The sequence below is a fragment of the Pseudoalteromonas nanhaiensis genome, from assembly GCF_051235485.1.
GTDB classification, from domain to species: Bacteria; Pseudomonadota; Gammaproteobacteria; order Enterobacterales; family Alteromonadaceae; genus Pseudoalteromonas; species Pseudoalteromonas lipolytica_C.
Genome location: NZ_JBPNYQ010000006.1, coordinates 107136 through 132467 on the forward strand (window position 1 = coordinate 107136; position 25332 = coordinate 132467).

General features: G+C 42.7%; 25 protein-coding genes. All 25 read right to left on the reverse strand.

Features of this window, described 5'->3' with window-relative positions; genetic code table 11:
- Position 1 precedes the first annotated feature (1 nt).
- Entirely contained in the window at positions 2 to 961 is a 960-nt protein-coding gene (locus ACSFVZ_RS07915; RefSeq protein ID WP_135923877.1) for a flagellar motor protein MotB, read from the reverse strand.
- Between the two features lie 4 nt (positions 962 to 965).
- Complete coding sequence (locus ACSFVZ_RS07920; RefSeq protein WP_135923876.1) at positions 966 to 1730, reverse strand: flagellar motor protein; 765 nt, start codon at positions 1728 to 1730, stop codon at positions 966 to 968.
- A complete protein-coding gene (locus ACSFVZ_RS07925; protein ID WP_138557432.1) occupies positions 1723 to 2862 on the reverse strand; it encodes a protein-glutamate methylesterase/protein-glutamine glutaminase in 1140 nt (379 codons plus the stop codon). The genes ACSFVZ_RS07920 and ACSFVZ_RS07925 overlap by 8 nt, the downstream gene beginning before the upstream one ends.
- A gap of 63 nt (positions 2863 to 2925) precedes the next feature.
- Complete coding sequence (locus ACSFVZ_RS07930) at positions 2926 to 5199, reverse strand: chemotaxis protein CheA (protein WP_435558549.1); 2274 nt, start codon at positions 5197 to 5199, stop codon at positions 2926 to 2928.
- Between the two features lie 15 nt (positions 5200 to 5214).
- Complete coding sequence (locus ACSFVZ_RS07935; protein ID WP_138557430.1) at positions 5215 to 5982, reverse strand: protein phosphatase CheZ; 768 nt, start codon at positions 5980 to 5982, stop codon at positions 5215 to 5217.
- A 17-nt stretch (positions 5983 to 5999) separates the two neighbouring features.
- A complete protein-coding gene (gene cheY, locus ACSFVZ_RS07940; protein ID WP_016708035.1) occupies positions 6000 to 6383 on the reverse strand; it encodes a chemotaxis response regulator CheY in 384 nt (127 codons plus the stop codon).
- A gap of 40 nt (positions 6384 to 6423) precedes the next feature.
- Entirely contained in the window at positions 6424 to 7134 is a 711-nt protein-coding gene (locus ACSFVZ_RS07945; protein ID WP_135926251.1) for an RNA polymerase sigma factor FliA, read from the reverse strand.
- Positions 7135 to 7160: 26 nt separating this feature from the next.
- Positions 7161 to 8021 (reverse strand): MinD/ParA family ATP-binding protein, encoded by an 861-nt coding sequence (locus tag ACSFVZ_RS07950; RefSeq protein ID WP_135923872.1) that lies wholly within the window; start codon positions 8019 to 8021, stop codon positions 7161 to 7163.
- Entirely contained in the window at positions 8014 to 9495 is a 1482-nt protein-coding gene (gene flhF / locus ACSFVZ_RS07955; protein ID WP_135923871.1) for a flagellar biosynthesis GTPase FlhF, read from the reverse strand. Before flhF ends, ACSFVZ_RS07950 begins: the two co-directional genes overlap by 8 nt.
- 20 nt (positions 9496 to 9515) lie before the next feature.
- Positions 9516 to 11627, reverse strand: coding sequence for a flagellar biosynthesis protein FlhA (gene flhA, locus ACSFVZ_RS07960; RefSeq protein ID WP_135923870.1), 2112 nt, complete (start codon positions 11625 to 11627; stop codon positions 9516 to 9518).
- A gap of 71 nt (positions 11628 to 11698) precedes the next feature.
- Complete coding sequence (gene flhB / locus ACSFVZ_RS07965; protein ID WP_135923869.1) at positions 11699 to 12829, reverse strand: flagellar biosynthesis protein FlhB; 1131 nt, start codon at positions 12827 to 12829, stop codon at positions 11699 to 11701.
- A 9-nt stretch (positions 12830 to 12838) separates the two neighbouring features.
- On the reverse strand, positions 12839 to 13618 hold the full coding sequence (gene fliR / locus ACSFVZ_RS07970) for a flagellar biosynthetic protein FliR (protein WP_135923868.1): 780 nt from the start codon (positions 13616 to 13618) through the stop codon (positions 12839 to 12841).
- Positions 13619 to 13888: a flagellar biosynthesis protein FliQ gene (gene fliQ, locus ACSFVZ_RS07975; protein WP_054553264.1), complete on the reverse strand. Its 270-nt coding sequence runs from the start codon at positions 13886 to 13888 to the stop codon at positions 13619 to 13621. It lies immediately after the preceding gene.
- 40 nt (positions 13889 to 13928) lie between these two features.
- The gene (fliP, locus tag ACSFVZ_RS07980; protein WP_135923867.1) at positions 13929 to 14669 is read right to left on the reverse strand and encodes a flagellar type III secretion system pore protein FliP; all 741 of its coding nucleotides are present in this window, start codon (positions 14667 to 14669) and stop codon (positions 13929 to 13931) included.
- A 4-nt stretch (positions 14670 to 14673) separates the two neighbouring features.
- Positions 14674 to 15057 carry a flagellar biosynthetic protein FliO gene (fliO, locus tag ACSFVZ_RS07985; RefSeq protein ID WP_135923866.1) on the reverse strand — a complete coding sequence of 128 codons (384 nt, stop codon included), beginning with the start codon at positions 15055 to 15057 and terminating at the stop codon, positions 14674 to 14676.
- Complete coding sequence (gene fliN / locus ACSFVZ_RS07990) at positions 15054 to 15455, reverse strand: flagellar motor switch protein FliN (RefSeq protein WP_135923865.1); 402 nt, start codon at positions 15453 to 15455, stop codon at positions 15054 to 15056. Before fliN ends, fliO begins: the two co-directional genes overlap by 4 nt.
- A 22-nt stretch (positions 15456 to 15477) precedes the next feature.
- Positions 15478 to 16569, reverse strand: coding sequence for a flagellar motor switch protein FliM (gene fliM / locus ACSFVZ_RS07995; protein ID WP_135923864.1), 1092 nt, complete (start codon positions 16567 to 16569; stop codon positions 15478 to 15480).
- 9 nt (positions 16570 to 16578) lie between these two features.
- The gene (gene fliL / locus ACSFVZ_RS08000; RefSeq protein ID WP_435558552.1) at positions 16579 to 17100 is read right to left on the reverse strand and encodes a flagellar basal body-associated protein FliL; all 522 of its coding nucleotides are present in this window, start codon (positions 17098 to 17100) and stop codon (positions 16579 to 16581) included.
- A 75-nt stretch (positions 17101 to 17175) separates the two neighbouring features.
- Positions 17176 to 19392 (reverse strand): flagellar hook-length control protein FliK, encoded by a 2217-nt coding sequence (locus tag ACSFVZ_RS08005; protein ID WP_435558554.1) that lies wholly within the window; start codon positions 19390 to 19392, stop codon positions 17176 to 17178.
- Positions 19393 to 19492: 100 nt separating this feature from the next.
- Positions 19493 to 19948 (reverse strand): flagellar export protein FliJ, encoded by a 456-nt coding sequence (fliJ, locus tag ACSFVZ_RS08010; RefSeq protein ID WP_063706592.1) that lies wholly within the window; start codon positions 19946 to 19948, stop codon positions 19493 to 19495.
- Positions 19948 to 21267: a flagellar protein export ATPase FliI gene (gene fliI / locus ACSFVZ_RS08015; RefSeq protein WP_435558603.1), complete on the reverse strand. Its 1320-nt coding sequence runs from the start codon at positions 21265 to 21267 to the stop codon at positions 19948 to 19950. The genes fliJ and fliI overlap by 1 nt, the downstream gene beginning before the upstream one ends.
- A gap of 32 nt (positions 21268 to 21299) precedes the next feature.
- On the reverse strand, positions 21300 to 22118 hold the full coding sequence (fliH, locus tag ACSFVZ_RS08020) for a flagellar assembly protein FliH (protein WP_135923860.1): 819 nt from the start codon (positions 22116 to 22118) through the stop codon (positions 21300 to 21302).
- Positions 22119 to 22121: 3 nt separating this feature from the next.
- Positions 22122 to 23162, reverse strand: coding sequence for a flagellar motor switch protein FliG (gene fliG / locus ACSFVZ_RS08025; protein ID WP_036970138.1), 1041 nt, complete (start codon positions 23160 to 23162; stop codon positions 22122 to 22124).
- Positions 23155 to 24870, reverse strand: a complete 1716-nt coding sequence (gene fliF, locus ACSFVZ_RS08030) for a flagellar basal-body MS-ring/collar protein FliF (protein WP_435558555.1) — start codon at positions 24868 to 24870, stop codon at positions 23155 to 23157. The genes fliG and fliF overlap by 8 nt, the downstream gene beginning before the upstream one ends.
- Before the next feature lie 20 nt (positions 24871 to 24890).
- On the reverse strand, positions 24891 to 25223 hold the full coding sequence (gene fliE / locus ACSFVZ_RS08035) for a flagellar hook-basal body complex protein FliE (RefSeq protein WP_135923858.1): 333 nt from the start codon (positions 25221 to 25223) through the stop codon (positions 24891 to 24893).
- Positions 25224 to 25332: the final 109 nt, after the last annotated feature.

Here is a 25332-nt window from a genome sequence, read left to right on the forward strand (position 1 = left end):
ATTATTGTTCATTGCGCGTGGTTATTCGAATGCCACCATGAGGTAATTGAATCACTTTAATGGTGTTATCATTGCTTGGCAACTCAATTTCAGGAGCTTGTTGCTGCGGCTTTTCAGTGTCTTCATCACTAGGGGTTGTCGGTTCTGGTGGTAAACCATATTTAGAAAGCGCAACCACCACTTTACGGTTTTCAGCTCGGCCTTGTTCTGTATCGTTACTCGCAAACGGTGAATATTGTCCGTAGCCTTCAATCGCCATACGTGCTGGGTTGATACCTAAGTTTTCAAGTTCAACTAACACAGAAGTGGCACGTGCAACCGACAATTCCCAGTTAGAACGAAACATTTCATTGCGAATACCTTCGTTATCGGTATAACCACGCACACGAATATAGTTATCTACAGGGGCAATTATATCTTTGACTAAGCTTACAACTTGCTTGGCTCGTTGCTGAGCCACCGCACTTCCAGAAGAGAACAGCATACCCGAACTCAACTCTATAATTAGCCAATCTTGATGTAACTCAAGACTTGCCTCACCATCGCGAATTTCATCTATCAGTGCAGACTGTAACTTGGTAAGAAGGCTATCGAGTGGTTTACCTAGGTGCTTCTTATCAATATTACTGGTCTCACTTTGCCCATCAAGTAGCTCTGGGCCTTGTTCATCTTTACGGATGCTTTCTCCGTATAAAATATCATTTTCGGGACTGACTCGGTCAGTCAAAATACCCGTGCCGTTGACACCTGTTCCAACTTGCTGCTGCTGACGGGCTGATTTTTCAAAAACTTGTTCAAGAGAATCTGAGAGGATTTGGAAATCTTCATTTTTACTAATTGCGATCGCGTACATCACCACAAAAAACGCAAACATAATAGTCATATAATCTGCGTATGAAACCAACCAACGTTCAGTATGCTGACTTTTTTGAGTGTTTTGACGCAAGCGACGGCGCAACATGATATTACTCGTCAACTAAACTTGGGCGATCAACACGGTACGCCTCAAGTTTAAGTTCAATGTTTAGTGGGCTTTCGCCTTGAGAGATTGCAATAATACCTTCAGCAAGTAACTCATGATAAAGCATTTTTTGTTCGATTTGCTGCTTCAGCTTATTCGCCATAGGTAAAAACAACAGGTTTGCTAAGCCAACACCATAAATGGTAGCGATAAAGGCGGTTGCTACACCCGCACCTAGTTTTTCAGGATCAGTAATAAATTGCATTGCTTGTATTAGGCCTAATACGGCACCTAAAATACCGATTGTCGGGCTGTAGCCCCCCATCGCTTCATACACTCTGCTAACTTCAAGCAAGCGCTCACGTTCAAGCATTAAGTCGATTTCTAGCGTATCTCTAAGTCTATTCTCATCAATACCGTCGACTAATAAGTTCAACCCTTTTGCCGCGTAGGGGTCTGAATGAGCAAGTGCTTCAGACTCTAATGATAAATAGCCCTCTTGCCTCGCTTTATGTGACCAGCGTTTTACTTGCTCAATGGCGGCGTCGATATCATGATATGGAGGAAAAAAAACCCAATGACTAATTTTAAGTGTTTTTGCAAAAACACTGCCTGGGGTTTGGAGCATCACCGCACCTAAGGTACCGCCAAGTACGATGACTAGCGCAGGCCCGTTGAATAAGGCTGTTACCACTCCTCCTTCTAGCGCATAACCAAAAGCAATTGCGCTGACAGCAACGATTAAACCAAGAAAGGAAAGCTTATCCACAGCCAGTCTCTCGCGTTAAACGAGCCGCAACATCATTTAATGCAAGACTTTCACTGGCAAGGCCTGCATTAGCAACAGCTTGAGGCATACCATATACGACACTCGTTTTTTCGTCTTGAGCCCAAATTGTCGCACCTGCTTGCTTGAGCATGCGGGCACCATCTCGGCCATCAGCCCCCATTCCCGTTAACACGACAGCTAATACATCTGCCCCGTACGCTTTGGCTGCGCTGGCAAAAGTAACATCTACACTTGGTTTATAAGTAATACGAGGACTATCGTCTTCAAACACGCGTAGCGTACGTGAGCTGCCACGTCCTTCTACCAACATTTGCTGACCGCCCGGAGCTAAATAAGCTGTGCCAGCAACCAGTCTATCGCCTTGCTGTGCTTCTTTTACGTTAATTTTACACAAGCCGTTTAGCCGTGCTGCAAATGCCGGAGTAAACGCCGCAGGCATATGTTGGATAAGTAAAATAGGATGCGGAAAATTAGCAGGTAATTGCGTCAAAATAGTTTGCAATGCCACAGGGCCACCCGTTGACGTACCAATTGCGACCAACTGATATTGTTTACCAGAAGCCCGAATGTTACTTGCTGCAGATGGCGATGAAGAGCCTGCAGTCGGTGTTGAACGACTAAAACTGCGATCTGGCTGTACAATACCGCTGCTGCGTGAACTGGTAGAAGTTGACGGTCTTACAATAGGTGCTGGGCGGGTAAATCGAGAGATTCTACGACGGCCAATCTCTTTTACTTTATTTTGTAATAATGCAATTGCATCTTCATTATTGCGTGCAATGTCTTCAAATTTCTTTGGTAAGAAATCAAGCGCACCGGCATCTAATGCATCAAGAGTGGCTGTTGCACCATCACGAGTAAGCGATGAAAACATTAAAATAGGCGTGGGTGTGGCTGCCATAATTTCTTTAACGGCACTTATGCCATCAAGTACAGGCATTTCCACATCCATGGTAATTACATCAGGCTTTAGTTCTCGGGCCTTATCAACCGCTTCGCGCCCATTTACTGCAAACCCTATTACCTGAATATTGCTGTCTTGCTCTAATATTTCGCTCACTCTACGGCGAAAAAAGCTTGAATCATCAACAACTAATACTTTGACTGCCATTGGCACTCTCTTGTTATTTATCGTATTTAATGCAGCCTATTGGCTGCAAATTACTATTTCTTATTAGCCAACGTAGTGCTTGAGCATACTCGGTACATCTAAAATTAACGCAATGCCACCATCTGATGTGATTGTTGCACCAGCCATACCAGGTGTACCTTGAAGTAATGCATCAAGAGGTTTAATTACGACCTCTTCTTGACCAATCAATGAGTCAACAACAAACCCTACTTGCTTGGTACCAATTTGCACAATCACCACGTGACCTTCTGCTTTTCGCTCTTGGCGGTTGGCTCCTTTCACTAACCAGTGTTGTAAATAGAAAAGCGGAATCGCTTTTTTACGCACAATAATTGTTAGCTGACCATCAACAACGTTAGTTTTAGTTAAATCAAGATGGAAAATTTCGCTAACACCTGCAAGTGGTAATGCGAAAGTTTGCTCACCTACCACAACCATAAGGGTCGGTAAGATAGCCAGTGTTAATGGCACCTTGATTTCAAGCGCAGTACCTACTCCCAATTCTGACTGGATATTAACCGAGCCATTAAGCTGGGTGATCTTCGTTTTTACTACATCCATGCCTACACCACGGCCTGAAATGTCAGAGATCTCTTCTTTCGTTGAGAAACCCGGTGCAAAAATTAGATTATAAGCCTCGGTGTCAGATAAACGACTTGCTTGATCATGGTCAATAACCCCTTTGCTAATCGCTATTTTCTTCAGCTTTTCAGCATCCATACCTGCACCATCATCACGAATGGTCAGTAAGATATGGTCACCTTCTTGAGATGCCGATAAAGTGACAGTACCTGTGCGAGGTTTACCCGCAGCTTCACGCACTTCTGGCATTTCAATACCATGGTCAACAGAGTTACGCACTAAGTGCACCAATGGATCTGCTAACGCTTCTACAAGGTTTTTATCTAAATCTGTTTCTTCACCAACCAGCTGCAGATTAATATCTTTTTTCAAGCTACGTGCTAAGTCTCGTACTACGCGAGGGAAGCGACCAAATACCTTTTTAATTGGTTGCATGCGGGTTTTCATTACCGCACCTTGCAAGTCTGCTGTAACCACATCAAGGTTTGAAATAGCTTTGCCCATTGACTCACTGTTTGTGTTATTAGCAAGGCTCACTAATCGATTGCGCACTAATACAAGCTCGCCCACCATGTTCATAATTTCATCTAGGCGTTTTGTATCAACACGTACAGTGGTTTCGGCCTGAGGTGGCGGCGCTTTTTTCGGTGCAGCAGCAGACTCAGGCGCTTTAGCTGGTGCAGGAGTCGCTTTACTTGGTGCTGCTGGTTTACTCGGTGCAGCTTGTTGTGGCGCAGCTTTAGCAACAGGTTTCTCTGCTTGCGTTGGTTTCTCTGGCTCTACGTTCGGTGCGGCTGTTGGGGTGCTTTCAAGTGATTTTGGTGCACTCCCTTTGCCATGTAATTCGTCAAGTAATGCTTCAAATTCATCATCACTGATCTCGTCATCACCATCACTACTTACACTGGTGCTAGGAGCAGCAGGTTTTGGAGCTTCAGGTTGAGGGGTATCGGGTTGTTTAACTTCACCAAAACTACCCACGCCATGAAGTTCGTCTAATAAGCTATCAAACTCATCGTCGGTAATGTCATCACTATCATTGCTGCTTGTATCGAGAGTTGCAGCTGCAGGTCCTTGACCTTTACCATGTAACTCATCAAGTAAACTTTCAAATTCGTCTTCAGTGATTTCATCAATATTCTGTGAAGCACTCTCTTGAGCTAAACCACCACCATCAAATAGCATATCAAAAGCAAACGGGTCGCTTTCATCAATATTATCAGTGTTTATGTCGGCTGTTACATCAGCAGTATCAACAACAGGTTCTTCTACTACTGGCTCTTCAGGTGCAGGGGTTGTGTCTTCAATAACACTAGTGTCTTCTCCTGCAAGCTCTTCTGCTGTTGGTGGCTGACTTAACTTGTGAAGTACATCAAGTAGAGCAGGATCGGCAGGCTCTGGTTGCTCACGATTTTGAATAGTTGAGAACATTTCGTTGATGGTATCAAGAGCTTGAAGAATAACATCCATTAATTCAGGTGTTACACTACGCACACCTTGGCGAAGTAAATCGAAGACATTTTCTGCACCATGACAAGCGTCAACAAGCTCTGTCATACTCAAGAAACCTGCCCCACCTTTTACAGTGTGGAAACCTCTAAAAATTGCGTTAAGTAAGTCTTTGTCTTCTGGGTTGTTCTCAAGCTGAACCAATTGTTCTGACAAAAGCTCTAGAATTTCCCCTGCTTCAACAAGGAAATCCTGTAAAATATCTTCATCGACTTCAAAGCTCATGCAGTTACTCTCCTCTTAGAAGCCCAAACTTGATAATAGGTCATCAACTTCATCTTGTCCTGAGACAACATCATCACGTGACTCTGCATCAATAATTGGCCCTTCAGGACCTGCTAGCGTATCGCTTGTTGCAGGTGCTTGTTCTGTGGCCTGTTTTTCTTGTTTTTGCTGACCATCTTCTTGACTGCCGAATACAGTTAAGAGATTAATTAAACTGTCTTCAACTTCTCGTACTAGTTCAATAACACGGCGAATTACCTGACCAGTTAAATCTTGGTAGTCTTGTGCCATAAGCACATTGGTCATCAAGCCTTGTAATTCATCAGTTTTAGCATGAGAGTTGTTCATGAACTTATCTAAGCTATGGCATAAGGTTTTAAACTCACCAAGCTCAATTTCTCGGTTCATCAATCGATCCCACGTGGGCTTGATTGTTGCAATTTCATCAGCAAGTTGTTGAGCAATAGGTAAACTTGCCTCAACAGCATCCATGGTTTTATTTGCTGCATTTTCTGTCATTTCCATGACATAGTTTAATCGCTGTTTAGCGTCGGGTATCGCATCGGTAGTTAAATCGGCGAGACGAGTATCAAGATCAAAGTTCTTTAACGCTTCATGCAGTTGACGCGTCAATTTACCGACTTCGGCAAACAACTCTGATTGTTCTTTTGATGCGGCTTCAAGAATTAGCTTATCTGCCTTCTCTTGTTCACCTTTTTCAAGATACTCAACAAGTTGACGAGCTTGCTCTAAACTTATATGAGGCGCAGCAGGTGCTGACATAAGCCTCTCCCCTTAGATTAACCTAAACGTTCAAACACTTTTTCCAATTTGGTTTTAAGTGTCGCAGCAGTAAATGGTTTAACAATGTAGCCATTAACACCTGCTTGAGCAGCAGCAACAATTTGTTCTTTTTTCGCTTCAGCTGTTACCATTAAAACAGGAATGTGTTTAAGGCTATCATCGGCACGTATAGCACGTAACAAATCAATACCTTGCATGCCAGGCATATTCCAATCTGTTACAACAAAATCAAATTCTTGATTTTGTAGCATTGGTAATGCTGTTGAACCATCATCAGCTTCCTGCACATTGGTAAAACCTAAATCCCTTAATAGATTTTTAATGATACGTCTCATTGTAGAAAAATCGTCAACAACAAGAATCTTCATGTTTTTATCCAAAACATCCTCCGGTGAGGTTTGAACCTATATTTACTTACTACTAATTAATCCAGTCATTGATTTTTGCTTTGAGCTTAATCATCGCCTGACCATGTATTTGACTCACACGCGACTCGCTAACATCGAGTATGTGTCCTATTTCTTTCAAGTTCATTTCATCGTTGTAATACAAAGACAAAACAAGGGCATCTCTTTCTGGTAACGATTGGATAGCCGTTAATAGAGACTGGTTAAACCGCTCATTTTTAACGTTATTAAACGGTTTGTCTAGTGCTAAATCATGACCCATTGGTGTTATTACGTCTTCATCAACACCTAAATCCTCGATACCTAATACTTTACTTGAATTAACGTCATGTAGAATATGATGGTACTCATCTAGTGTAATATCAAGTTTTTCAGCAACTTCTGTGTCTTTGGGCTCGCGGTTTAGGGTACTTTCTAATTCAGCAATTGTTTCTGCGACTAGACGTGCATTTCGATGCACAGAGCGTGGTGCCCAATCGCCTCGACGGATTTCATCAAGCATTGCACCGCGAATTCTGATACCTGCAAAGGTTTCAAAACTTGCACCTTTACTAGCGTCGAAGTTTTTTGACGCCTCAATAAGGCCGATCATACCTGACTGAATTAAATCATCGAGCTGAACACTAGCAGGTAAACGAGCAATCAAATGACACGCCACTTTTTTGACTAAAGAGGCGTGCTTTTCAACAATCGCATTTAAATTCTGTGCTGATTGATATCCCATCGCTTTATTCACCGATGTTGTCATAGTTAGCCGTTTACTAGTTTCTCAATAAAAAATTCTAAGTGACCAGACGGTTGGTTAGGGATCGGCCACTTAACTGCTTTCGTTGCTAATGTTTTAAACGCCACCGCTGCTGGTGAGTTTGGAAATAACTCAACGATAACCTTTTGACGTCGCGTAGATTTACGCATGTTTTCGTCATAGGGAATCGTTGCGACTAATTCCATAGAAACATCTAAAAAACGATCCGTTACTTTTGAAAGTTTAGCAAATAATTCTTGCCCTTCACGCATGCTACGCACCATGTTGGCAACAATTTTAAATTTATATACACCATGCTCTCGGCTTAACACTTTAATAAGCGCGTAGGCATCTGTAATTGAGGTAGGTTCATCACACACAACCACAACGACATCTTGTGCTGCACGTGAAAAGCTTAATACCATGTCCGAAATACCTGCGGCGGTATCGACAATTAAAATATCAAACTCGGTGTTTAATTCGCTAAAAGCGCGAATAAGGCCTGCATGCTCAGAAGGAGTTAACTCCACCATGCTTTGCGAGCCAGACGTTGCTGGCACAATTTTAATACCAGCAGGGCCTTCTACAAGAATTTCATCAAGCTCACATTCGCCAGATAAAACATGAGATAAATTACGTTCAACACGTAAACCAAGCATCACGTCGCAGTTTGCCAATCCTAAATCGGCATCCAATACTAATACGCGGTTTCCTTGCTGACCTAATGCAATTGCAGTGTTGAGTGATACATTCGTTTTGCCCACACCACCTTTGCCGCCAGTAACAGCGATAACTTTAACGCCACTATTATTATTTTGATTCATTTTGCGCAGGCCGCTTGCTTGATCTAATACTGTGTTAATCATACATCCCTACTGTGTTCGACGCTACTGCTTGACGTCGTGAATGTTGTGCTTTTGCTCGTTTTAAATACAATTGTTCAGCTTTTTTCACTAGTTTTTCAGCATTCGCTACGCGAATATCTTCTGGAACACGCTGACCATTAGTAAGATACCCTATTGGCAGGCGATTTTGAATCGCTATGCTAATAATCTCACCTAAACTCAACGATTCATCCAATTTAGTGAAGATACAGCCACTTAGCTGAACCTTTTTAAAGTGTCTTACGGTTTCTTGTAGCACATTAATTTGTGCTGTAGCACTCAACACTAAATAACTACGAATATCAACTCGCTGATTACGCATTAAGGTATTAAGTTGCTCAGTTAAGCGTAAATCACGTTGGCTCATACCTGCAGTGTCTATTAATACTAGACGCTTATTTCGTAAATGGTATAGCACTTCAGCCAATTCATTGGCATCTTTTACTTGCTTCACACCACAACCAATAATACGGCCATAAGTTGCAAGTTGCTCGTAGGCACCAATACGGTAAGTATCAGTCGTGATAAGCGCCACTTTATCGGCACCATATTTTTGTGCACCAAGTGCTGCGAGTTTTGCAACAGTGGTTGTTTTACCAACACCTGTAGGGCCAACTAAAGCGAATACACCACCTTGACGCAGGATTTCGTTATTCGTTGTATGCATTTGGTTTTCAACCATTTGCAGAAGTGCTTGCCAAGCTTGTTGACGTGATACATCGTCAGGAATAAAACAGGCCATTTGCTCTGCAACGTCACGCTCAATACCCATACCAGCTAAACGGTCAATCATACACGCACGAGTCGGATCGCGACGCGCCATATCTTGTTGCATTAAGCCTGATACTTGATGTTCAAGTAATTGACGAATGGCATTCATTTCTTCGCGCATTGTCGCAATTTCAGATTGGTTTGCCGGCGCTGCTTGTTTGCGCTCTGTAGGTGTATCAAGATCATCAAATCCTGAGTCTAAGTCATCATCAAAACCTAAACTGTGCGCTTGTGTTTGCATACGTGGAGCAGCTTGCTCTTGATAGCGTGGTTTTGGAGCATATTCAGGACGAGGTTGGTCATAACTTTGCTCTTTAGGTTGATAGTGTTCACTCGTATCAATACCTGACTGACTGAACATTGACGCCAGCTCTGGCGAACGAGGGCGTGGGGCTTGACGCTCTAGTAACGCTTGTAAGCTATCGGCAACTTTTGCTTGCGGCTCAGGCTTGGCACGCATTGGCTCAGGTTTGACGAAGTTATGCTGTGGCGCAGGTGCTGATTGCACTGGAGCTGGGTTTGCTTCTGCTTTCGGGGCTGCTTTGTCATAATCAACAGCTGCAACGATTTCAACACCGTTGGCTAGCTTTTTGTTTGACATAATTACCGCATCAACACCTAACTCGTCTTTCACTTCCTTGAGTGCTGTGCGCATATCTTTGGCAAAAAAACGTTTAATTTTCATGGTTCAACCCCTTTACTATCCTATTGTTGGCCTACTGAGCTGACAATCTTAATCTGTCTTTCGTCTGGTACCTCTTGGTAAGACATCACCCTTAAACCTGGGATGGTGTACTTAACGAAGCGAGATAACACAGTACGTAACATTCCTGACGTTAACAGTATCGAAGGTTCACCGGCCATTTCTTGGTTTTGATGCGCTTCGTTCAATGATTGTTGAAGTCGCTCTGCAAGACCTGGCTCAATTCCGGCACCTTCGTCACCTGCATTCTGAAGTGACTGATGCAACATCTGTTCCAACTCAGGCGCCAAGGTTATGACAGGGATTTCTGAAGACATACCAACGGCGTCTTGAACGATAAGTCTGCGCAGTGAAATTCGCACTGCAGCCGTTAGTACATCAGGGTCTTGGCTACGTGGGCCATATTCAACAAGGGTCTGTACAATTGAGCGCATATCGCGAATTGCCACCCCTTCGTTTAGTAAATTTTGTAGCACTTTTACGATTGTTGTGAGTGGTAATACGTCAGGAACCAGTCCTTCAACTAAACGAGGATGACTCTTCGCTAACATATCTAATAAGTTTTGCACTTCTTCATGGCCAAGTAGTAACGCTGCACTGTTAGTAAGTAACTGACTAATATGAGTCGCGACAACAGTTGCTGAGTCAACTACGGTGTAGCCTAATGATTGCGCTTCATCTTTTTGATCTGGTTTGATCCATACCGCATCTAAACCAAATGCAGGGTCTTTAGTAGCCACGCCTTTGATTGGGCCAAATACTTGACCAGGATTGATCGCGAGCTCATCGCCATGCTTAAGCTCGCCCTCGCCGCTTGAAACACCCATCATCGTGATTCTGTAAGCGTTAGGGTCAAGTTCTAAGTTATCGCGAATGTGCACAGGAGGTACCAAGAAACCAAGTTCCTGAGACAGCTTTTTACGCACACCTTTAATACGATTTAACAGTTCACCACCTTGAGATTGGTCAACAAGTGGAATTAAGCGATAACCTACTTCTAAACCAATCACATCAACTTGCTGTACATCATCCCAGCCAAGTTCTTTTTGTTCTTGTTTGTTAGCAACACCCGTACCCGTTGCACCGCCATTAGCTTCTTGCTCTGCTTTCTCAGCTGCAGCTTTAAGTTTTTGTTGTTGCGTGTAATACGCTAAATAACCTAACAATGCACCTAAGCTTAAAAATGCAATATGTGGCATGCCCGGTACTAAGCCCATAATGATTAGGATACCAGAGGCAATGAATAACGATTTTTCATTACCCAATTGCGTTTTAAACTGATCGCCCATGTTGTGCGATTCATTTTGACGGGTTACAACAATCGCGGTGCCGATTGATAATAATAGCGAAGGTAATTGCGCAACAAGACCATCACCAATGGTTAGAAGAGTGTAAACTTCCATTGCACGACCAAAAGTAAGATCATGCTGGATCATACCAACAAATAAACCACCAACAATGTTAATAACCAAGATGACAATACCAGCAATCGCATCACCTTTTACGAATTTACTCGCACCATCCATCGAGCCATAGAAATCGGCTTCGCGAGTTACTTCTTCACGACGTTCACGGGCTTGTTCAGCACTAATGAAACCAGCGTTTAAGTCAGCATCAATTGCCATTTGTTTACCTGGCATTGCGTCAAGGGTGAAACGAGCTGACACTTCAGAAATACGGCCAGCACCTTTAGTGATAACCACAAAGTTAATGATGATAAGAATAAGGAAGACGACTAAACCAACCGCATAGTTACCACCGATAACTACCGAGCCAAAGGCCTCGATTACTTTACCTGCAGCGTCCCCACCATTATGACCTTCAAGCAATACCACACGGGTACTGGCTACATTCAGTGCTAAGCGCATGATGGTTGCAATCAGAAGTACCGCTGGGAACATACCAAACTCAAGCGGTTTCATGGTGTACACAGTAACAAGTAACACCACTAGGGCTAACGCGATATTAAACGAAAAAAGAATATCTAAAAGAAATGGAGGCAGGGGTAAAATAACCATACCCAAGGCTGCAAGTACCAGCAGTGGCGTACCGACACCCTTAGCATATTCTTTTTTATCTCTGTTAAGTTGTTGTAATACCGCTTTAAATTCCATAATTCAACAATTTCAAAAAATTGACACTACACGGAATTTGCAATAACTATTCCAAGTTATAAGGCTAGGAATTAATATTTGTAACCATCTGGAATCGGTAACTTTTTGTCGAGTGGAACAGGCCGTTTACCACGCCCTTTTTGGAAGCGTTTTAACTGGAATACATAAGCGAGAACCTGAGCAACTGCAGTGAACAGCTGATCCGGAATTTGCTGGCCTACATCGGTGGTGTGATAAAGCGCACGAGTAAGCATTGGAGACTCAACAATAGGCACATCGTTTCCTTTACCAACCTTACGAATTTGCATAGCAAGTTCATCAACCCCTTTAGCAAGCACAATAGGCGCACCCGCTTTGGCTGTATCATATTTTAGCGCCACAGAGTAATGGGTCGGGTTGGTAACAATAACATCGGCATCGGGGACATCTTGCATCATGCGCCTTTGCGACATTTCACGCTGCGTACGGCGAATACGCGCTTTAATTTGTGGGTCACCCTCTGAGTTTTTGTATTCGTCTTTTACTTCTTGTAGGGTCATCTTCAGCTCTTTATGATGCTTGTGGCTTTGATATGGAGCATCAATCGCTGCGATGATTATCAACGTGCAGGTCAATCCTAAAAACATCCAAGAGAGGATCTCAAGCGCATGAATAAAATTACTGGGTGCGCTTTCTTGGCTCAAATGAAGTATTTCATCAAAAAAGGTATTAATTAAAAACACCGCAAAGCCTGCAACCACTGCAAACTTCAAAATGGATTTAACAAGCTCTACGCCAGCTTGAGGGCCAAGCATACGTTTAATACCTTTTGCAGGCGACATTTTACTCGCTTTTGGTGCTGCGGCTTCCCAGCTAAAATTAAATCCGCCTAGCAAGGTATTTCCTATAAAACCAGCAATGACAATGATAAAAACGAACATCGCCATAGGGAAAATCAACGCATCAGCAACAATTCCCCACACAGAGAACATTTTAGTGGTGTCGTAGGTTTCATTGCGATTCAGGCTCAATAATCGGCCCATAATGTTGTACAAACCTTTGCCGATTTCAGGACCATAAATTAGTAACGAAATTGCTGAGAAAATAAGTACAAACATAGTGCCGAGCTCTTTTGAGCGCGCTACTTGGCCTTTTTTCTTGGCATCTTCTATTTTTTTCCCGGTGGGTTCTTCGGTTTTTTCTTGACCTGAATCTTCAGCCATAGCTCGCTCCTAAGGTGTACAACCAACAAGGCTGCACATTAACTCAACCATTTTTAACCACTGAAACTCAAACTGAGTCATAAAGTTACCAAGCGTTGCCCAAATAATCACAAGCCCAGCAACAAGAGTAAACGGGAAACCTATGGAAAAGATATTAAGTTGCGGCGCTGCACGGGTCATTACACCAAACGACATGTTAATAACCAGCATAGCTGTTAGTGGTGCCAAGGCAAGTACTAAGGCTGTGGTAAACATCCAACCGCCCCAAGTAACGATATCCCAGTAATGATCCACCGCCCACCAATTACCATCGATTGGCAATACCTCAAAGCTATGAATAACCATTTGAATCATCATCAAATGACCGTTAAACACAAAGAACAGCAAAGTAGCCAAAATGAGATAAAACTGGCCCACTGCTGGAACATTCATACCGTTTGACGGGTCAACGACCGACGCAAAACCAAGACCGGTTTGCATTGCTAGTATTTGTCCGGCAAGAACAAAGGTATTGAGCAGTAAGACTGAAGCAAAGCCAATCGCAACACCAATCAGCATTTGCTGTATCACGACTAATATCATTTCAAATGAGAAAAGATTATTAAAGCTTGCCTGCGGCAACATAGGTACAGCAACAAACGTTACTACAATAGCTAAACCTAGTTTAATTCGTGTGGGAACGTTTTTCGCGCCAAGACCAGCCATAATCATGATCATTGAGCTTATACGGACCAACGGCAGTAGAAAATCACTGAGCCATTGAATTATGACTGCAAATGGAAACTCCATTTAGCCTGCAATCTCCGGTATCGACATCACTAAACGCGTAAAGTAATCCATAAGCTCTTGAGTAAACCAATGGCCCCCGATAATAAGTGCACTTATGGTAATTAACAAACGCGGTAAAAAGCTTAAGGTTTGCTCATTGATTGATGTTGCCGCTTGGAAAACTGCCACTACAAGACCAACTAATAAGCCTGGCACCACGATTGCTGACACTAACTTTATGACTAAAAACAGCGCGTCACTGAGTATATCGACAAAAATTTCTGGTTCCATTTTGTCTCTCCTACCTAATTATGTGCTTGTAATTGCATGGCTACACCCCAAGCCCAAAGCTCTTCGCCAATGTGCCCATCACAAGGCTCCAACCATCTACTAGCACAAACAGCATAATCTTAAAGGGTAAGGATACAATCATAGGTGAGAGCATCATCATACCCATGGCCATTAATACCGAGGCGACAACTAAATCAACTATCAAAAACGGGATGAAGAACATAAAACCAATGATAAAGGCCGTTTGCAATTCGCTGGTAACAAACGCAGGAATTAAAACAATTAGCGGGGTATCTTCTGGTGAATCTAATTTATCGTAGCCGGCAATTTTTGCGAAGGTTTCTAAATCTTTTATGCGAACTTGCGAGAGCATAAACGCTTTCATTGGCTCTTTTGCAAGCTCCAATGCTTGTGTAGAAGTAACCTGTTCATTTAAATAAGGCTCAATTGCACGTTCGTTTACCTGCTGATAGATAGGAGCCATTATAAAAATACTTAAGAACAATGACATACCAAGCAATATCTGATTCGATGGAGTTTGTTGTAAACCAATAGCCTGACGCAATATAGCAAGTACAACTATGATACGTGTAAATGAGGTCATCATGATGACTGCGGCAGGAATGAAGCTCAGCGCAGTCATGATCGCTAACACTTGCAGCGTTACCGAGTAATCTTGCGAGCCATCAGGGTTAGTGGTGATAGTGAGCGCTTCGACACCTTCTGCATTGACGGAAGGTAAAAACAACACACTTGCTAAAATAACGAGCCACTTGATCATAGCGTTAATTCTTTTTATTAGAAGGTGATTGTGGGTTTAATAGTTTGCCAAATCGTTTTGCTAGTTCTGGCAATTCTTTTTCTTTTAAGGGTGTTTCAAGCTTATGTAAGTAATTAATACTGTGAGGTGTCACACCAATTAAGTGTTGAGCGTTATCTATTTCAATCACCATTAATCGCTCACGTGAGCCTAACGGTAAACTTCGGACAACTTTAAACTCATCACTGTTAGCGAGATTCGGGTTAAGCTTTTTTACAAAAAAGGCTAATCCAATAATAACAACCAACACCAAAAGCAAAGACATCACCATAGACAGAAGATCTGCCGTCGGTGATGCCGTTGGAAACACAGTGCTCGACGCACTCGATAAAGCGATAAGTGCGTTCATCGTAACTTTTTAATACGCTCTACTTGGCTAATCACATCCGTTAAGCGAATACCAAACTTGTCGTTTACAACGACCACTTCACCATGCGCAATTAGCGTACCATTAACCAACACATCAAGCGGTTCACCTGCAACCCGGTCAAGTTCAACCACAGAACCTTGGTTTAATTGCAATAAGTTACGAATATTGATTTTTGAACGACCGACCTCCATCGAAATAGTCACCGGAATGTCTAAGATGGTATCAAGCTTTCGTTTTTCATCACTTGAGAGCTCATGCCTTTCATCTTTTAATTCATCAAGCTCTGCCACAGAAGCATCACTTGTGGCATTTTCGGCTTCCTCAGCTTCGGCTAAGGCCGCAGCCCATTCGTCCATTGTATCTTGATCATCACTCATTATATTTAACCTTATAAATCGACTACCAGTCTAAATCGACACCATCAGAAAGGTGTAGATCTTCTTCTAGTTCTGCTAATTCTGCATCTGAATCCAGTTTTTTGCCACCTTTTGTGAACACATGAAGCTCAGACTTAACTGATTCAGGGCGTTTAATTTTTTCGCTAATTTGTAGAGCAACATTATCTCTAGAGCGGCCCATTTTTGCTCTAAATGTCGGTAACTCTTCTACAAACACAGTGATATGCTCTGGCATTTCAACCGGAATAATATCACCCGCTTTAAGCTCCATAATCTGCTGTAGCGTTAAATCTATTTCGAGAAGCTGTGTTGATAAGTCAACCTCAACATCCATAATTTCGTCGCGCAGCGCTTTACTCCAGCGTAAATCAGTATCTTCTGTATCTGATTGCACACCGGCATCAAGTAACTCACGGATAGGTTCAAGCATTGAGTAAGGCAAGGCGATGTGAAAATCACCACCACCACCATCAAGTTCAATGTGAAATGAACTGATAACAACCACTTCTGTTGGGCTAACGATATTGGCCATGGCTGGGTTTACTTCTGAGTCTAAATACTCAAATGACACATCCATTACCGGCGCCCATGCTTCTTTGTAATCTTCGAAGATAATTTTAAGCAGCATTTGCACGATACGGCGTTCTGTTGGGGTAAATTCGCGGCCTTCAATTTTGGCATGGTAACGACCATCCCCCCCAAAGAAGTTATCAACCAAAATAAACACCAAGCGTGCTTCCATGGTGATAAGCCCTGTGCCTTTTAGCGGACGAAAACGCACCATATTCAAGCTTGTAGGAACAAATAAGGTATGAATATATTCACCGAATTTGATCATTTGAACGCCGTTAATCGAGACTTCAGCGGTGCGGCGCATCATATTGAATAAGCTAATGCGCATGTGACGCGCAAAACGTTCATTCACGATTTCCAGCGTCGGCATTCGACCACGTACGATACGATCTTGTGAAGAAAAATCATATTGCAGTGTATTACTGTCTAAGTCATCACCTTCGTGAATATCTTCCTCATCGACTTCATCAACACCATGTAAGAGCGCATCAATTTCGTCTTGAGATAATAAATCGCTCACGCTGACCCCTTATTGCATCACAAAGCCGGTAAACAGTACCCGCTCGATCACTTTGCTGCCTTCCACATCATTTAAAGCAGATTGCACTTTTTCAAGTGCTGCAACACGAACAGACTCTTTACCTTCACTGGTACCTAGCTCATCCGCTGTCGTTGTTGACAGTACGCTTAATAAGGTACTTTCAATGAGTGGAATATGCTTTTTAGCCGTTTCTTCATTTACTTCGCCACGTACTAAAAGCTGCACTTTAATTTGCACAATACGGTCACGACTAGCGCCCGGTACATTGAAAACAAAAGGACGAGGCATAGCAACATACAAAGCAGAGCCAATTTCAGCAGAACTTGAAGGTGCCGTGGCTTCTGCTGCCGTTGTTTCGTCGGCAAGACTTTCTACTGGTTCTTCACCACCCATAAATAAAAAGTAGCCTGCTGCAGCAGCCACTATCACAACGACCGCAGCAATGATAATTATGAGCTTCTTTTTACCTTTACCTGTATCTTCTATTTCTAAATTTGCTTCTTCGGCCATTGTCACTTCCTTAAGCGTTACAACAGTTAGGAAATATACTCATTGTAACTATTTTATTTCTTATAATAGCAGGACTTATGCATAGTAATCTATTGATGATGAAGATTGTTGTCGAGAAGTTTCTGCACTTTGTGCTGTTACCTCTTGTTGCTGCTCTTCATTGTGCTGATTACCAGCTAACTGGCCTTGACCAGGCTCTCCATCCTGCTGCTGCTCAGGGCTACCCTGCTGAATACTACTTTCACCTAGCTCTATTCCCTGCTGAGCAAGCATTTCGCGTAGTCGGGGCATAGATTGTTCAAGCGCTTCTTTAGCTTGCTGGTTTTGTACTACAAAGTTTATTTGTGCCTGCTCTGCGTCACTGCGGATACGTATTTGCATACTGCCCATTTCAGGCGGATCAAGACGGATTTCAGCTTCTTTATTATTAATATTTAACAAAGCACTGACTCGTTCCTGAAGCATTTTCGCGGCATCACTTTTAATGATATTAATCGCTTGCATAACCCCAGGATCTACACTCACCGATTTGCTCTGCGCTTGCTGAGTTGTTTGCGTCTGCATAATATGCGCATCTATTGCATTTTCATGATGATGCTGAGCAATATCATGTGCAGTTGGCTGAATCGACGTCGCCACAGGCGACGTTAACTGATTTAATAACTGAGTAACTCGCGGGGTACTAACCTCCTGCGAACGTTCAGCATTAAGCTTAATATCTCGCTCAACTGATGACTCTTCAGAATTATTTACGTTACCTACCGCAGGGGCTAACTTTTCAGCTCGCGTAGGTGTTGTATTACTATTTTCTACCGCGCTTGCATTGGCTGTAGTAACTGGCGTAGTTAGATTTGTTTTCTCGGTAGTGTTAACAGCCTCTGAAAGCCAAGCCTTAGCTGCTGTTAGCTTTTCAAATTGGCTAGTACCAGCTGTGACTGTTTGTAGTTGTGCATTAACCTTGTTCAACAGCGCTTGTTGCTCATCTTTTGTCAATGCAGCCAGTTGCTTTTCAACACCTATAGGCAATTTAAAGTCACTTGTTTTTTGCTCAGATAACTTAACATCTTGCTGTATTTGCGACTCATCAGCCGTTAATTGTGAGGCTTGATTTTGCGTGACTTGCAACGGCGTAGTTTTGTTCATCAATTCTGTAAGCAAGTTTTTAATAGTTTCAGCGTCTTTTGAGTCTAACTTGTGATCTGTCTTTAACTGATTAATTTGTTGTTCAAGCTGTTGTTGCTGCTCGTGGGTAAGTGATAAACCTTTTGCAAATTCACTAACAGCTTTACCATCACCGCTTTGCACCTTAGCAAACAAACTGATAATTGATTTATCTGTTACAGAATTTTCTATCCCTTGGTTAACTTTAGGTGAATCAAGGTTTTGCTCAGTAGAGGAAACAGTTTTGGCATTAGTGACTTCTGCAACCACAGAACTGGCGACACTAGCTTGGTTATTTTGAGCGGCGAGCTGTGCTGATGTTGGTTTTTGAGCATCAGCCTCTCCCGTAGCCTTTAACAGACTATTAAGGCTATTTTTTTCCGAGAGGTTTGCTTTTGTCTCTTTAGCTGATTCGGACTGTTGCGGCACTGTATTTGGCGTATCAGCTGCAGAAACAGTTAGTTTTTTATCGATTAATGGGCTATCACTATCAGACGTTTTTGCATCTTTCTGCGGTATTTCAGTACCAGCTTTTAACTGATTATCGACAGCTGTCGCAACTTTTGATTTATGTAATACGCTCGCAGCAGTATTGTTGATATCAGAATTGCCAGCAGACTTATCAGCATCAGACATAGAGTTCATTGGTGATGGAATTATTGGGGTAACAGAATCACCAGAGACTGGCTTTTTAGCAGTTACATCATCGCCTAACTCATTATCTTCAATAAGTTTATTAACCCGTGTACTCATCGCTTGGGCTGCATTAATTTGCGAAAGTAATGAGTTTTCTTCATTTAGGCTTGAGTCTGTTTGTGACTCATCTTGCTCTTTTGTTACAGTCTCACTCGTATTCTTTTTGCTATCGCTTACATCTGCTGTGGCTGATTCGTGGTCATAGTCTGTATCGACAGTCAGCTCTTCAGACTCTTGTTCACTTTTTTCAAGACGATAATACTCGTTGTCATTTTTAGATTGAGAGGTTGTTTGGGCATTTGCCGCTTCACTTGCTTCTGTTAATGACGTTAAAAAGCGCAACCCTGAAGCTGTATCGTAAGACTCCGTCTCTTTGCTAGAAAAACCAGTACCTTGCTCAGTTTTAACCTGCAAATTGATATCACTGATCGCCATAATTCACCTAAAAAGAAAGAGGCAATTTGCCGCCGCAAGTGCCAAAATTAATGCTTCTGATTAAGTAAATGCAATTAACATGCCTAAAAAGGTTAGGATTTTAGAGAAGTGCGTTTTTAAGCTGACGTTGATAAAACTGATTTGAAGCAAATTCGTCCAACATTTTTTGCTCCGCTTTCGCCACTAGCATCGCTTGCTTTTCAGCTTGTTTCTCAATTAACTTTGCCACCGCTTTTGCTTTCACTTGCTGTTTTAACCACAAGGCTTTGCGCTGCGTAACAACTTGCTTTGCAGTGTTAACAGTGCTTGCTTGCTGGCGAATCGCTTCTTCTATTTTGGCAATAAAGGCATGGTATTGGCTAAACCCAGCACTAGACAAACCTGAGCGCCCTTTCAAATGTAACTGCTGAGAATACTCCATGCGAAAGTTATTCAGCCCCTGCAGTTTTTGTTGATTACTTTGTAAGTGCTGCTGCGCTTTTAAGTAATCCATGCGTAAAGACTCTTCTTTATCACTCTCAAGCTTTAACAATAAATCAAGTTTACTTTTAGCCATTAACCTTGTCCTAATAACTGCGCTAGACCTTGCAGACCATCATCATAACTAATAACGTCTTTCATGCCTTGCTGAAGGAATTGATTGACTCGCGGCATCATATTGATTGCTTGGTCGAGCATAGGGTCGGTACCTTTTTGATATGCACCTAACGTAATCATGTCTTTATTCTGTTGATACATTGAATACACTTGCTTGAGCACTCGCGCTTGTTGCATATGCGCTTCAGAGACCACTTGCGGCATAACACGGGAAATTGATTTTTCGATATCAATAGCCGGGTAATGACCACTGTCGGCTAAATCCCGAGATAAAACAATGTGACCATCTAAAATAGCACGGGCAGAGTCTGCAATTGGGTCTTGCATATCATCGCCCTCACTGAGCACGGTGAAAAATGCCGTAATCGCACCTTGCCCTTCACCACCATTACCAGCACGCTCCACCAGCGCAGGCAGTTTAGCAAATACTGAAGGCGGGTAACCTTTGGTTGCAGGCGGCTCGCCAACCGCTAAAGCGATTTCACGTTGTGCCATGGCATAACGGGTAACAGAGTCCAGTAACAACAATACGTTAAGACCTTGATCACGAAAATATTCAGCAATGGTTACTGCACTTTCGCAACCTTTTAAACGCATTAATGGTGAAGCATCGGCCGGAGCAGCTACTACAACTGAACGTTTACGACCTTCAACACCTAAAATCTCTTCAATAAATTCTTTTACCTCGCGGCCGCGTTCACCCACCAAACCGACCACAATCACATCAGCCTCAGAGCCACGTGTCATCATCCCAAGTAGCACTGACTTACCAACACCAGAGCCTGCAAATAGCCCCATACGCTGGCCTTGACCTACGGTAATAACAGAGTTGATAGCCCGTACACCTACATCCATAGGCTGGCTAATTGGACGTCTTGCAAGGGGGTTTATGGAATTTTGGGCAAATTTAAGATGGTGCTCAGCATTAATCGCCCCTAAACCATCGAGTGGACGACCAAGACCATCAACGACACGCCCAAGCAAACACATACCCACAGGTAAACCAGTTTCATTCATCTGTGGTATCACTCGTGCCCCAGGCAATACACCAGAAATATGGTCATTGGGCATTAAATACAAAGTTTGGTCGTTAAAGCCAACCACTTCTGCATCAACAAAGCCATTTATCGTCTCAATTTTACATTGACTGCCAACCGGCGCTCTGAGCCCTTTCGCTTCGAGTGTTAAACCAACAACACGCGTCAAAATACCAGCAACAGCTGGTTTTGGGGCTTTGATATGTTTTTCGTAGCGTTTTAAGCGATCGCTAAGGGTCATTGCGTGAGTACTCATAAAGAGCCTAATAAATGTTATATACCACTGCTATGCAAAAAGTTTTCCAACGTTTCTTTGACGCGGGTTTTAACTGTCATATCCAAAGACGACTGCGGGGTTTTGATTTCACAACCACCACGTTCTAAGGTTGGCTCTGCAACTAACTGCCAATGATTATCTGCAATAGTTTGTTCGCCATAGCTTTGTGTAATTAATGCTATGTCATCAGGATGTAAGTGAATACGTACTTTCGCTTGTTCTTCGCCTAATGCGTCAATGGCCTGCTTTAATGCATGCAAGATGACTTCTGGTGAGGTTTTAATTTCTTGGTAAACTAATACCTCAGTTAGCATGACCGCTAACTGCACCAACTGCTTCTCTGCACTTTCATCAACTTTTGCTAATGGTTGAGATAAGCTATCAAGCAAACTTCTCAGTGTGGTTAACTGCTCTTCTAAAATTGGCTTTATTTCTTCTTGGCCTTGCTCTTTGCCTAGTTCAACGCCTTCTTTGAAGCCTGCTTCTTTGCCTTCATGAGCCCCTTTTTCAAAGCCATCAATATAGCCTTGCTCATGACCTTGCTTAAGCCCTTCTTCGTAAGCATCTTGGCGAATTTTTTCAAGCTCTGCCATGGTCAGAGCAGGAATTTCCGGCTCTTCGGGCTGTTCTTCTACCGCTTGTTTTTGACGCTCCTTGCGGTACATGTCAGCTAAAGGCGTACCATAGGCAGTTGAACGTCCAGCCAACTTTCTGGTGTCTTGTGCAACATCAGGAATTGGCCAGTTTTCAAGAAGTTCATCCACTGCTTCACTAGGGTGAATTGGCCGACCTTTATGTAAAGAAGGTTTAGACATGGTTTATAGGAACTCCTCACCACCGCCGCCGCCAAGCATTATTTCGCCTGAGTCAGCTAAACGACGTGCTGTCGACAAGATTTCTTTTTGTGCGGCTTCAACTTCACTGATACGCACAGGTCCCATCGCCTCAAGGTCATCTGCTAATAGCTCAGCAGCACGTTTCGACATGTTACTTAAAATCTTCTCTTTCAGTGCTTCATCTGTTCCTTTAATTGCTTTCATAAGTACATCTTGTTGTACTTCACGAAGAATTGCTTGAATGCCTCGGTCTTCAACATCCATTAAGTTTTCAAATACAAACATGAGATCTTGGATTTGCTGCGACATTTCTTCGTCATGCTCTCGGATCGAATCCATCAACTGACCTTCAATATTGGTATCTAGGTAGTTCATGATATCTGCCGCTGCTTTCAAGCCGCCCATTTTCGCAGCTTGCGCACCTGCTTGACCTGCGAACTGTTTCTCCATGATTTCGTTTAGCTCTTGGAGTGCTGCTGGTTGAACTTCTTCAAGGTTAGCAATACGCATGGTTAAATCTAAGCGCACTTTTTCAGGAAATTGCGACAAGATTTCAGCCGATTGCTCAGGCTCTAAATACGATAAAACAATAGTTTGAATCTGCGGGTGCTCATTACGAATAATATTCGCTACTTGTTTTGAGTCCATCCACTTCAGTGAATCAAGGCCTTTGGCGCCAGAGCCCATAACAATTTGGTCAATAAGGCTGGCAGCCTTATCTTCACCAAGTGCCGCTGTAAGCGCTTTTTTGATAAAGTCTTCAGATTGGAAACCTATGGTGCTGAAGCTTTGAATTTGCTCAATAAACAAGTTGTGAACAGCGCTAATTTTCGCTTGTGATAAATCATCCAGCGCCGCCATCGCCATACCTACTTTTTGTACTTGCTTAGGCTCTAAATGTTTTAGAATTTGCGCAGCATCTTCTTCCGATAAACTCAGCAATAAAATAGCTGCTTTATCGACACCGTCTAATTTATCAACATCAAACGCCGGTGGTAGTTGTTTTTGTTCTTGATCAGTCATCTTCAGTTAACCACGCTTTCACCACTTGAGAAGACAGTTCTGGTTCATTAGCAACCAATGCACGAACTGCTTTGAGTAAATCTTCATCGCCATGTAAATCTGGCAGCTGTAGTGTACCATCACTTGAGAATCCTACAGCAGCAGAGTCAAAGTCTTTATTTAGCATATCTAGCGTGCTATCACCAATATCTACACCCGCACTTAACGCATCTTCATCATACTCTTCAAGTGTATCGTCTGGGTAGATTAAGCGTTTCAGCATTGGTTTAACAACAGCCAAGATAAGTACGATAATAACCAAGGCACCTAACGCTAAGCGAAGCATTTTCATGAACCAGTCTTGTTCCCACAGCGGCACTTCAATCGCCATTTCTGTGTTTTCACGAACAAACGGAACTGTGACCACTTCAAGTGCATCACCACGTTGCATATCAAAGCCTACACCACCTTGTAGTAAACGACGAATATTTGACAATGCTTCGACAGAACGAGGCACCATAGTCGTTTCACCGTTTTCACCAACTTCTGGTACGTAATCAACAGCGACTGATACGCTAATACGACGAATAACACCTGTTTGCTGACGCTTATGAGAAATCGTGGTATCTAACTCGTAGTTGCGTGTTGCTTCTTTGTGAGAACGGCTAGGGTTAGTCGCTGAGCCTGCACTGCCTTGACCAGCAATTTCAGGAATATTTGAGTTTGCAGGTGGCTGATTTGTAAGCGCACCAGGAATACCTACAGCAAGACCGCCGATGTTATTTTCTTCGAAAGTCGTTTCGCTGCGCACTGCTGGTAAATCAGGGTTATAGCGTTTTTGAGTTTCTTCTACTGCACTAAAATCCATATTTAAATCAACTTGCGCAGTGTAGTTACCTAAACCAACCACTGGAATGAGAATGCTGTCGATTTTATTTAAGTACTCTTCTTCACGCTTGCGCTCTATTTCATACTCTTTGCGAGAACGTGCAGCGAGTGAGTTTTGTGAGCCTGAGTTTAGTAAGCGACCATTTTGATCGGTAACAGTAACACGCTCTGGCGATAAACCTTGTACCGCTGAGGCAACAATATCAACAACTGAGTCAACTTCTTCACCATCAAGCGTACGGCCGCGTTTAAGTGTTAAAACCACTGTAGCTGAAGGTTGTTTTTCGCGACGAGCAAATACGTTTTCTTTTGGAATAGCTAAAAGTACTTTGGCGCGAGTAACATTTTTTAGCTCTTCGATAGTGCGAGCAAGTTGTTGCTCACGACCATGTTTTAAACGTTCACGTTCTAGGAGTTGGCTTACACCAAATCCCATATCTTGCATGATGATGTCAGTACCTGAGCTTGGCGCTTGCTCAAGGCCTTCACGAGCCATCAATAACTTAATGTTTTGGTACTCACCTTCTTCTACAGAGATGACATTACCATCGAGTTCGTAATCAATCTTTTGCGCGTCTAAAAAGTCTAGCGTTTGAATAAGCTCTTCCGTTGGCATTTTACCAAGCGGACGCATATCTGGCTGACGTGCCCAAATGATAATAAAAATTGCGATAGCCAAACAAATTGCCAAAGCAATCACTAAAGTTACCTGGCGTAAAACATCTACACCGTTTAAGGCACTTAAGTAGCCTGACTTTTGCTCTTGTTGATCATCAGTATCGGTAGAATCGATACCGCCGCCTGCTAGGGCTAGATCAGTTGATTGATTAGATTGCGCCACGATAATTCTCCACTACCTAGTTACACAGGCATGTTCATGATTTCTTTATATGCTTCAACAAGTTTATTACGAACCTGTACCGTTGCTTCGAATGCAACTGATGATTTTTGTGAAGCAATCATCACATCTGCAAGCGATACACTGCGATCACCCATTTCAAGAGCGGTCACTTTTTGCTTGGCTTCTTGTTGCAAGCCATTCACTGTATCTAATGCATTGGTAAGTAGATCACCAAATTGTGCCGTTGATGTAGGCTGTGTCTGAGTTGGTAAATTTGTAATTGAGTTACTACGGCTAGCTTCAAGGGCCATAGATTGCATTTCTTGAAATAATGCGCTGTTTTGAACTTTCATAATACTCTCTGACAATACAGTTTACTTATAAACTGATAAGCATAAACCGTGCCACAAAATAAAACCATAAATTTCAATAGCTTATACAATTTATTTTGCTTGTCAGAGT